Origin of the sequence: Actinacidiphila acididurans, from assembly GCF_016918855.1 — a bacterium.
GTDB lineage: Bacteria > Actinomycetota > Actinomycetes > Streptomycetales > Streptomycetaceae > Actinacidiphila > Actinacidiphila acididurans.
The window spans coordinates 26675-34426 of record NZ_JADKYB010000044.1 but is presented as its reverse complement, the minus strand read 5'-3'; the positions used below and the strand labels follow the sequence as shown (position 1 = coordinate 34426).

At 74.1% G+C, this 7752-nt stretch carries 6 protein-coding genes; 3 read left to right on the top strand and 3 right to left on the bottom strand.

The window, feature by feature from the left end; genetic code table 11:
* Positions 1-329: 329 nt before the first annotated feature.
* From ITX44_RS40000 to ITX44_RS39990, 3 genes are all read right to left on the bottom strand, one after another.
* Positions 330-452 carry a SapB/AmfS family lanthipeptide gene (locus ITX44_RS40000; RefSeq protein WP_205365001.1) on the bottom strand — a complete coding sequence of 41 codons (123 nt, stop codon included), beginning with the start codon at positions 450-452 and terminating at the stop codon, positions 330-332.
* Positions 453-561: 109 nt separating this feature from the next.
* The gene (gene lanKC, locus ITX44_RS39995; protein ID WP_205364992.1) at positions 562-3552 is read right to left on the bottom strand and encodes a class III lanthionine synthetase LanKC; all 2991 of its coding nucleotides are present in this window, start codon (positions 3550-3552) and stop codon (positions 562-564) included.
* A 164-nt stretch (positions 3553-3716) separates the two neighbouring features.
* Positions 3717-4661, bottom strand: a complete 945-nt coding sequence (locus ITX44_RS39990) for an SDR family NAD(P)-dependent oxidoreductase (protein ID WP_205364982.1) — start codon at positions 4659-4661, stop codon at positions 3717-3719.
* Between the two features lie 458 nt (positions 4662-5119).
* On the opposite strand from ITX44_RS39990, the gene ITX44_RS39985 reads away from it, so the two are divergent.
* The 3 genes from ITX44_RS39985 (at position 5120) to ITX44_RS39975 (ending at position 7513) form a co-directional block, all read left to right on the top strand.
* The gene (locus ITX44_RS39985) at positions 5120-5974 is read left to right on the top strand and encodes a helix-turn-helix domain-containing protein (RefSeq protein WP_205364975.1); all 855 of its coding nucleotides are present in this window, start codon (positions 5120-5122) and stop codon (positions 5972-5974) included.
* 10 nt (positions 5975-5984) lie between these two features.
* Positions 5985-6188 carry a DUF397 domain-containing protein gene (locus ITX44_RS39980; protein ID WP_205364973.1) on the top strand — a complete coding sequence of 68 codons (204 nt, stop codon included), beginning with the start codon at positions 5985-5987 and terminating at the stop codon, positions 6186-6188.
* An 80-nt stretch (positions 6189-6268) separates the two neighbouring features.
* Positions 6269-7513, top strand: coding sequence for an SCO2321 family membrane protein (locus ITX44_RS39975; RefSeq protein ID WP_205364972.1), 1245 nt, complete (start codon positions 6269-6271; stop codon positions 7511-7513).
* Positions 7514-7752: the final 239 nt, after the last annotated feature.

The following is a 7752-nucleotide window of genomic DNA, read 5'->3' as shown; positions in this document are numbered from 1 at the left end:
GGATCGCGGCGAGTGCGGGTTCGCCGGGGAACCCAGGGCCCGCCTGGCGGCGTGCGGTTCGCCGGGAGCGCCCCGCAGGGGCGCGGGGAACTGCGCGAGCAACCACCCACCGGCCGGTGGTCCGGACACGACAGCAACTGCCCCTTCGGGTCGGTGGCGACCCGCGCCACGGCGGTGGGCTGGCCGCGCCGCCCGCCGCCAAGCGGGGCCCGGGCACTCCCGGCGAACCCGGCCGGCGTCAGGCGGCGCCGGGCTGCGGCCCGGGGGGACGTGGGTGCCGGGTGCGGCCCGGGAAGGGCCGCACCCGGCGGGATGGGCGGAACGTCAGATCACAGGCAGACGAGGAAGCTCACGGAGCTGACGCAGCTCAGCAGGCTCAGCGAGCTCGCGGGCTGACCCCCCTCGTGGCCGCGGTCGGTGGGCTCCAGGTTCTGCAGGTCGAGCAGGGCCATGACGGCTTCCTTTCACTGACGTCACAGGAGTGACGGGTGGGTTTGAATGGAGCGGTGGAGCAACGGCCCCCCGAGGCCATACGGACCCGTATGGCCTCGTGAGCCGCGATCAGGAGCCACCCGTGAGGGGCGGCAGGAAGGGCAGCCGTGCGCGGTGGTCGTCCCGGGCCGCGGCGAGGGCGAGCAGGCAGCCCGCGGTGCCGGTGGCCAGGTCCATGGACAGCCGCATCATCTGGTGCCCGGGGAAGGCCAGCCCGCCGGCGTACGGAATGCCGTACCAGCCGAGGGCGCCGGTCTGCGCGGCCAGCGCGCCGGACGGTACCGGCGCGGTGGTCCTGGCCAGGTGAAGGATCATCCCGGCCCGCCCGGCGAACAGGCTGGGCTGCGCGTACAGCCGGGAGGTCGCCGCCCGCACGATCGCGACCCGGGCCTCCTCGAACCGGCCGACCGCTCCGGGGTCGCCCCCGGCAGGGTCGGGTGAGGTCACCGGGTGACCGTTCGAAGAGGCGCCCACGGAATGAGGCGAAGCCGTCGAGTGGCCGTTCAACGGCGCGGTCACGGAGTCGGAGCCCTTCGCAGAGCCGGCGGACAGGGCGAGGTAGTCGTCGAGGACCAGGCCGATACCCGCGCTGCCGTCGCCGACATAGGGCATCGTGCGCCAGCCCTCGTCGACCTCGAGGGAGCCGGAGGCGGTGGTCACGCAGGAGTCGAGGTCGAGTTGGAGGGCGCGGGCCGCGTGGCCGAGGAGTGCGGGGGCGCGCGTGTGCTCGTACAGCCGGAGGAAGAGCAGGGCGGGGCCGGTGGCGCCGCGCATGAGGCCGGCGCGCCGGGCGGCCGTTCCGGGCGGCGCGGAGAGGCGGCCCGCGACGATGCCGGCCGCTTCCAGGGCGCGGTCGCGCAGCTCGGTGTCGCCGGTGGTACGGCCGAGGTGGTCCAGCACCAGGCCGATCCCGGCGAGCCCGCCGTACAGGTCGGAGGCCAGGTGCCGCCAGTTCTCGGCCAGCAGCGTGTGCATCAGGTCCACCGCGCGGTCGGTGTGGCCGAGCCGGTCCAGCGTCCAGGCGATGCCGGCCACGCCGTCGTACAGGCCGAGTCCGATGCCGTGCGGGGGCGGGTCCAGGCGGCGCAGCAGCCACCGTTCCCCCTCCTCGTACCGGGGCAGCCCGGCCGCGGCGAAGGCGTACAGCACTCCGGCGGCCCCGTGCGCGAGGCCCAGCCCGCCGCCGTCGGCGAACTGCGCGATGTCACCCGGGAAGAGCCGATCCGTGCGGTCCGGCGTGGCCGACGCCATGATCGCGGTGGCCATCGCGTCCCGCGCCCCGGGCCAGTCCACCGGATCGGCGGGCAGGTAACGGGCGGGGACGCGTACGAGGCTCGCCGCCGAGGTCGCGGGCCCGGACCCGGAAGCAGCCGGCGCGACTGGCGCGGGCACGACAGCGGTCGCCGCCGAGGTGGACCCCGCAGTCGTCGGCACGGAAGCCGTGGACGCACGTGGCCCGGTCACGGCAGCCGTGGACCCCGCAGCCGCCGGCACGGAAGCCGTGGTCGCCACCGACGCGGACGCGGCACCCTCGGACCCCACACCCGCTGCCACCGGCACCCGCCTCCCCTCCCCCGTGATCTCCGCCACCGCCTCCGCCAGGAAGTCCAGTGGTACGGGGAATTCCGCGGCGATGACCTCGGCGAGGTGGGCGGCCTTGGAGCGGTCGATGGCCAGCAAGGTGGTGGCGGGCAGGAAGAGGGCGAGGCGGAGGCAGGCCAGGGCGTAGTGGTCGACGGCGGTGCCGCGGCGGTCGGGTGGGGCCACGAAGCCGGGGTGGGCGACGGACTGGCGCGCGTTGTCGGAGGCCGCGGCGGCCGCCTCGAAGTCGAGGAGGGCCACGGACTCCTCGTCGGGGCCGACCATGATGTTGAACATGTGGAGGTCGTTGAAGACGACGCCGCGCTCGTGGACGGCGGCGACGGCCTTCTCGACGGCGGCGTGGATACGCAGCGCCCAGGCCGTGTAGTCCTCGACGGCGCGCGGGTCGGGCTCCGGGGCGAGCAGCGGGTGCCGGTGGCCGAAGAAGGAGTTGAGCGGCTTGCCGTCGAGGAAGTCCATCACCAGGAAGCGGTGGTCGCCGATGGTGAACCAGTCGCGCACTGCGGGGGCGACGCCGGTGCCGGCGAGCCGTTCCAGCGCGTCGCGTTCGCGTTCCAGGCGGGCCACCGCGTCGGCGCCGTCGGCGGCGAGCCCGGCGTGCGGCCGGGCCTCCTTGAGCACCACCTGCTCGCCGGTGCGCAGGTCGGTCCCGGCGTAGACGCCGCCGCCGTTGGAGAAGTGCAGCGCCTTCTCGATCCGGTACGGCAGGTCGGCGACGGTGGTGGCGTTGCGGGCCGCGAGGTGCGGGGCCAGGACGTCGGGCAGGGTCACCCAGTCGGGGACATGGAAGGCGGGCGAGCGGTCGTCGGGGACGAGGACGCCCTCGGCGTTCTCGACGGCGGGCACGAGGGTGCCGTGCGGGCCGACGCAGTACCGCTTGGCGAAGGCGCCGTAGCGCACGTACAGCGGGCCTTCCCGCCAGCGCAGGTCGGTGAGGATGTACGGGCCGTCCTCGCCGTCGAGGAGGTCGCCGAGTTCCTCCAGGATCACCTTGAGGTGTTCCTCGTCCGCCGGATAGACGGTGACGAATTTCCCGCTGGTGTCACGGCCGGCGTATTTCGAATTGCGCAGGTGGAGCAGCTGCGCGCTGGGCACGAATTTGAACGGGATGTCCCGCGGCACACAGTAGTCCCACACTTCGGCGGCGATTTTGTCGGCGTTCCGCAGGGTGGCCGACACGTGGATCTTCCAGCCCTGCATCGCGTACCGGTCGACGCTGTGCTCGGGGTCCACGTGCAGCCAGTCGCCGTTGCGCAGGGTGCGCCAGCCGGCCGGGACCTCGCGCCGCGCGGTGTCGAAAAGGGGACCGGCACCGGCCGGCTCGGTACCGGTCCGCTGCCGCGCGCCGCTTCCCCCCAGGCCGGCCGGCGCGCCACCGGAAGGGGTCGCGGACAACCGGTCGAGGCTTTCGTAGAAATGCGGATCGGCTAAACAGAAAACCTCGTAGCGATTGTCCATCGAACCCCCTCGGCCGGTGTGGGACCGAGATTTTCACAATGCGCCGGGCCGGCAGAAGTCACCGATGTCACCTCCTGACCGTGCGGAACGCACGGTTCCGGCCGGGCGCGGCGCACACCGGGGCCGGTACCAATCGGATCCGGCGGGTCCGGCGGGTCCGGCGGTCAGGCGCCGACTTGCGCGAATGCCGCCGGTCCGAGCTTCAGCGCGTTCAGCAGCAGCCGGTCCCGCACCGGGCGGGGCAGCCGGCGCAGCACGCGCAGGGTGCGGGCGTCCGGGCCGACCAGGTAGCGGGCCCGGGGACGGCGGGCGGTCAGGGCGTGGTGGACGGCGGCGACGGCGGGGTCCACCGGGCGCAGCTTCTGGGCGGCGAGCGCGGCGCGGGCGCCCGTCAGGGCCCGGTCGTAGGTGCGTTCGGTGGCGGGACCACCGGCCAGACCGTCGGCGCGGGCGGCGGCCTCGGCCCGCTCGAAGATCTCGGTGTCCATGGCGCCGGGTTCGACGAGGCTGACGGTGACGCCCTGGTGCCGCAGTTCCAGCCGCAGGCTGTCGCTGAGCGAGGCGAGCGCGGCCTTGGAGGCGGCGATCGGCCCGAAGTAGGGCAGGGCGACCAGCGAGGACAGCGCGCCGATGTTGACCACCCGGCCGCCGGTGGCGCGCAGCGCGGGCAGCATCGCGCGGGTGACGGTCATCAGGCCCGTCACGTTGACCTCGAACTGGCGGCGCAGCGCCTCGTCCGGGACCTGCTCCCAGAAGCCCTGGGTGATCAGGCCGGCGCTGTTGACCAGCGCGTCGAGCCGCCCGCCGATCCGCTCGGCGGCGGCCCGCACGGAGGCCTCGTCGGTGACGTCGAACACCACCGGCCGGATCTCCCCGGCGTACGGGCCCTCGGTACGCGAACGGTCGGCGGTGGTACGCCAGGGCGACAGGTCGGCGCCGGGGTCCCGCCGTACCCCGGCGTGGACGGTCCAGCCCTCGGCGGCCAGCCGGCGCACCACGGCGCGGCCGAGCCCGCCGGTTGCTCCGGTGACCAGCACCGACCGGGTGAGGGCGGAGGAGGCGGAAGTGGTGCCGGCTGCGGTGCTCGATGCGGTGTTGGAGTGCGCCATGGAGGTGCCTTTCCGGACATCTTGCGGACGTGATCACCTCCCACCCTGCGGGCGCGGGCGACGGGGGTGAAGAGTGGCGGTTTTACTGGTGGCGCGAGCACCAGGCTGACGACCGGCACCTTGCCCTCCTGCCGTGGCCGCCGCGTCTTCCCGGCTTGGGCTTTTTTCGCCGTCCGCCCTGCCCCTTTTCGTCCGCTTCGGACCTTCGGCCGGTGAGTGGTTGCTCGCGCCCCTGCGGGGCGCGTCCCGGAGCCCGGTCCCTCCGCTCCGGCACCCGGGCAACACGCGTGGTCGGAAAGGGAGTTGGATGTTCCATGTCCGCAGGGCGGGGGTGGCGGCACGGGGCAGTTTGGGGCAATAATGCACCTCTGCAACCTTGCCGCCGAATTTTCCAGAAACGATCTGGACCCCGCGAGAGCGGAACGGCACACTCAGAACCACCATCAAGAAGGGACACCATGCCGCTCAGAAGCACCGCAACCGCCCGCCAGGAGCGCCTCGGTGCGGAGCTACGGAAAATGCGGGAAGCCGCGGGCATCACCGCCCGCGACACCGCGCGGCTGCTCGGCACCGACCCGGCGAAGGTGAGCCACATCGAGGCGGGCCGGCTCGGTGTGAGCGAGGAGCGGTTACGGCGCCTCGCCGCGTTCTACGAATGCGGGGACACCGACCTGATCGACGCGCTCGTCACCATGGCCAACGGGCAGGGCCGCAAGGGCTGGTGGGAGGCGTACCGCGGGGTGGTCCCCGCGTCGCTGCTCGACATCGCCGAACTGGAGCACCACGCGGTCCACCTGCGCACGATCCAGATCACGCACATCCCGGGGGCGTTCCAGACCGAGGACTACACCCGTACCGTGTTCGGCTACGCCATCCCGCCGCTGCCGGACAACGAGCTGGAGGCGCGGGTGGCGCACCGGCTCGAACGGTCCGGGGTGCTCTACCGCGAGGCCGCGCCGCCGTACGAGGCGCTGATCCACGAGGCCGCGCTGCGCATGCGGTTCGGCGGCTCCAAGGTGGCCCGGGCCCAGCTCGAGCACCTCCAGGAGCTCGGCCATCTGCCGCACATCAGCGTGCGGGTGATCCCGTTCGCGGTGGACGGCCACATCGGATCCGGCCACGCGATGCTCTACGCCGGCGGGCCGGTGCGCCAGCTCGACACCGTGGAGATCGACTCGGCGCACGGCGTGAGCTTCCTGCACGCGGCGCCGCAGCTCAACAACTCCCGCGTGCTGTACGACACTCTCGCCGCCGTCGCGCTCGACCGCGCCAAGTCCCGCGACTTCATCCACGCCGTCGCCCGAGACCTCTGAAAGGCCGCCCATGACCGCGTCCCTGAGCTGGCAGAAGTCCACGTACTCGCAGGAGCAGGGCGATTGCGTCGAGCTGGCGGTGATCGGGGGCGCGGTTCTGCTCCGGGAGAGCGACAACCCCGCGGTGGTGCTGCGCACTTCGCGGGCCAATCTGGCGGACTTCCTCCAGGTCATACGGCAGGGTCCGGCCAAGAACAGTCCGCCGGGCAGATGACCGCCGGGGTGGCGGCCGGGCGCCGCCGGGGGCGGGTTAGGCTGGGGGGCTCCCATGTCCCCCGAAAGGCCGATTCCGCCATGTCCCTGCGCCGCGCCGCCGCCCTGCTTCTCGTGGCGGCAGCCACCGTGCTGACGCCCGCCACGGCGTCGGCGGCCACCTCGCCCGCGGGACTGTACGGCTCGGCCGACCCCACCTACGACGGGGTGTGGCGGCAGGGATACGCCCTGCTGGCGCTGCACACCGCGGGGGTCACGCCGTCCGCGGCGGCGGTCGACTGGCTGACCGGGCAGCAGTGCGCGGACGGCGGTTTCCCGTCCTTCCGCGCGGACACCGCCAAGCCGTGCGTGCCCAAGGCCGAGGACACCAACGCCACCGGGATCGCGCTCCAGGCGCTGGCCGTCCTCGGCGGGCACTCGGCGACCGTCAACCGCGGCACCGCCTGGCTGACGGCGGTGCAGAACCCCGACGGCGGCTGGCCGTACAACCCCGGCAACCCCTCGGACCCCGACTCCACCGCCGTGGTCGTCGGCGCGCTGGCCGCCGCCGATCACGACCCGCTGGCCACCAGGTCCCGCACCGGCAGGACTCCGTTCGACGCGCTGCACGGCTTCCAGTTCGGCTGCGCCGCCAAGCCCGCCGACCGCGGCTCCTACGGCTACCCGATGAACGGCAAGCTGTCGGTCAACGCCAAGGCCACCGCCGACGCGGTGCGCGCCGCCGAGGGCGCGGGCTTCGTGGTGACCCCGCCGCCCGCCGCCTCCGCCCCGGCGGCGCCGGCCTGCGGCGACGGCAGGAACGCGGCGGACGCCTACGCCCGCCTCGCCCCGAAGGCCGGCGGCGCGGCGGGAGCGGTGTGGCTGGCCGGACAGCTCACCGCGGGCGGCGGCCACCTGACCGCGCTCACCCCGGGCGCCGACAAGCCCACCCCCGACTACGGCACCACCGCCGACGCGGTGGTCGCGCTGGCCGCCGGGGGCGACAGCGGCACGGCGAAGGCCGCGTACACCTGGCTGGCCGGCCACTCCACCGCCTGGTCGCACGGCAACCCGGCGGCCCTGTCCCAGCTCATCCTGGCCGCCCACGCCACCGGCGCCGACCCGCACAACGCGGCCGGCGCGGACCTCGTCCGCCAGCTCACCAACCTCGGCCCGGCCCCCGCGGCCGGCCCCGCCAAGGCGTCCGTCACGACCCGCACGGACCAGGCCGCCCACAAGTCGAAGAAGTCCTCCTCCGGTCCGGGCACCTGGCTGATCGTCGGCGTGATCTTCGTCGCGAGCATCGGCTTCGGCTTCCTCCTCAGCGCCCGCCGGCGGCAAAGCTGATGCAGGGCCCTACGCGGGCCGCGCCCCGCACGATGACGTCCCTCGGCCTCTTCATGAGCAGCGGACCGCTCCCGGCGCGTCGCCCCGCGGGCCGTGCGCCGACTCGCCGCGCGGCGGTACGCGGACACGCCCTGGCGAGCGGCCTCACCGCTGACGGCAGCCGGACCGGCCGCGGTGACGCGGGCGACCCAGCCGCCGGTCGGCCCCGCAGCGAGAAACCACGCCGCCGCACCCTCCTC

Coding starts and splice junctions, on each gene's coding strand:
- ITX44_RS40000 (WP_205365001.1), bottom strand. CDS start 452: ATGGCCCTGCTCGACCTGCAGAACCTGGAGCCCACCGACCGCGGCCAC.
- ITX44_RS39990 (WP_205364982.1), bottom strand. CDS start 4,661: ATGGCGCACTCCAACACCGCATCGAGCACCGCAGCCGGCACCACTTCC.
- lanKC (WP_205364992.1), bottom strand. CDS start 3,552: ATGGACAATCGCTACGAGGTTTTCTGTTTAGCCGATCCGCATTTCTAC.
- ITX44_RS39985 (WP_205364975.1), top strand. CDS start 5,120: ATGCCGCTCAGAAGCACCGCAACCGCCCGCCAGGAGCGCCTCGGTGCG.
- ITX44_RS39975 (WP_205364972.1), top strand. CDS start 6,269: ATGTCCCTGCGCCGCGCCGCCGCCCTGCTTCTCGTGGCGGCAGCCACC.
- ITX44_RS39980 (WP_205364973.1), top strand. CDS start 5,985: ATGACCGCGTCCCTGAGCTGGCAGAAGTCCACGTACTCGCAGGAGCAG.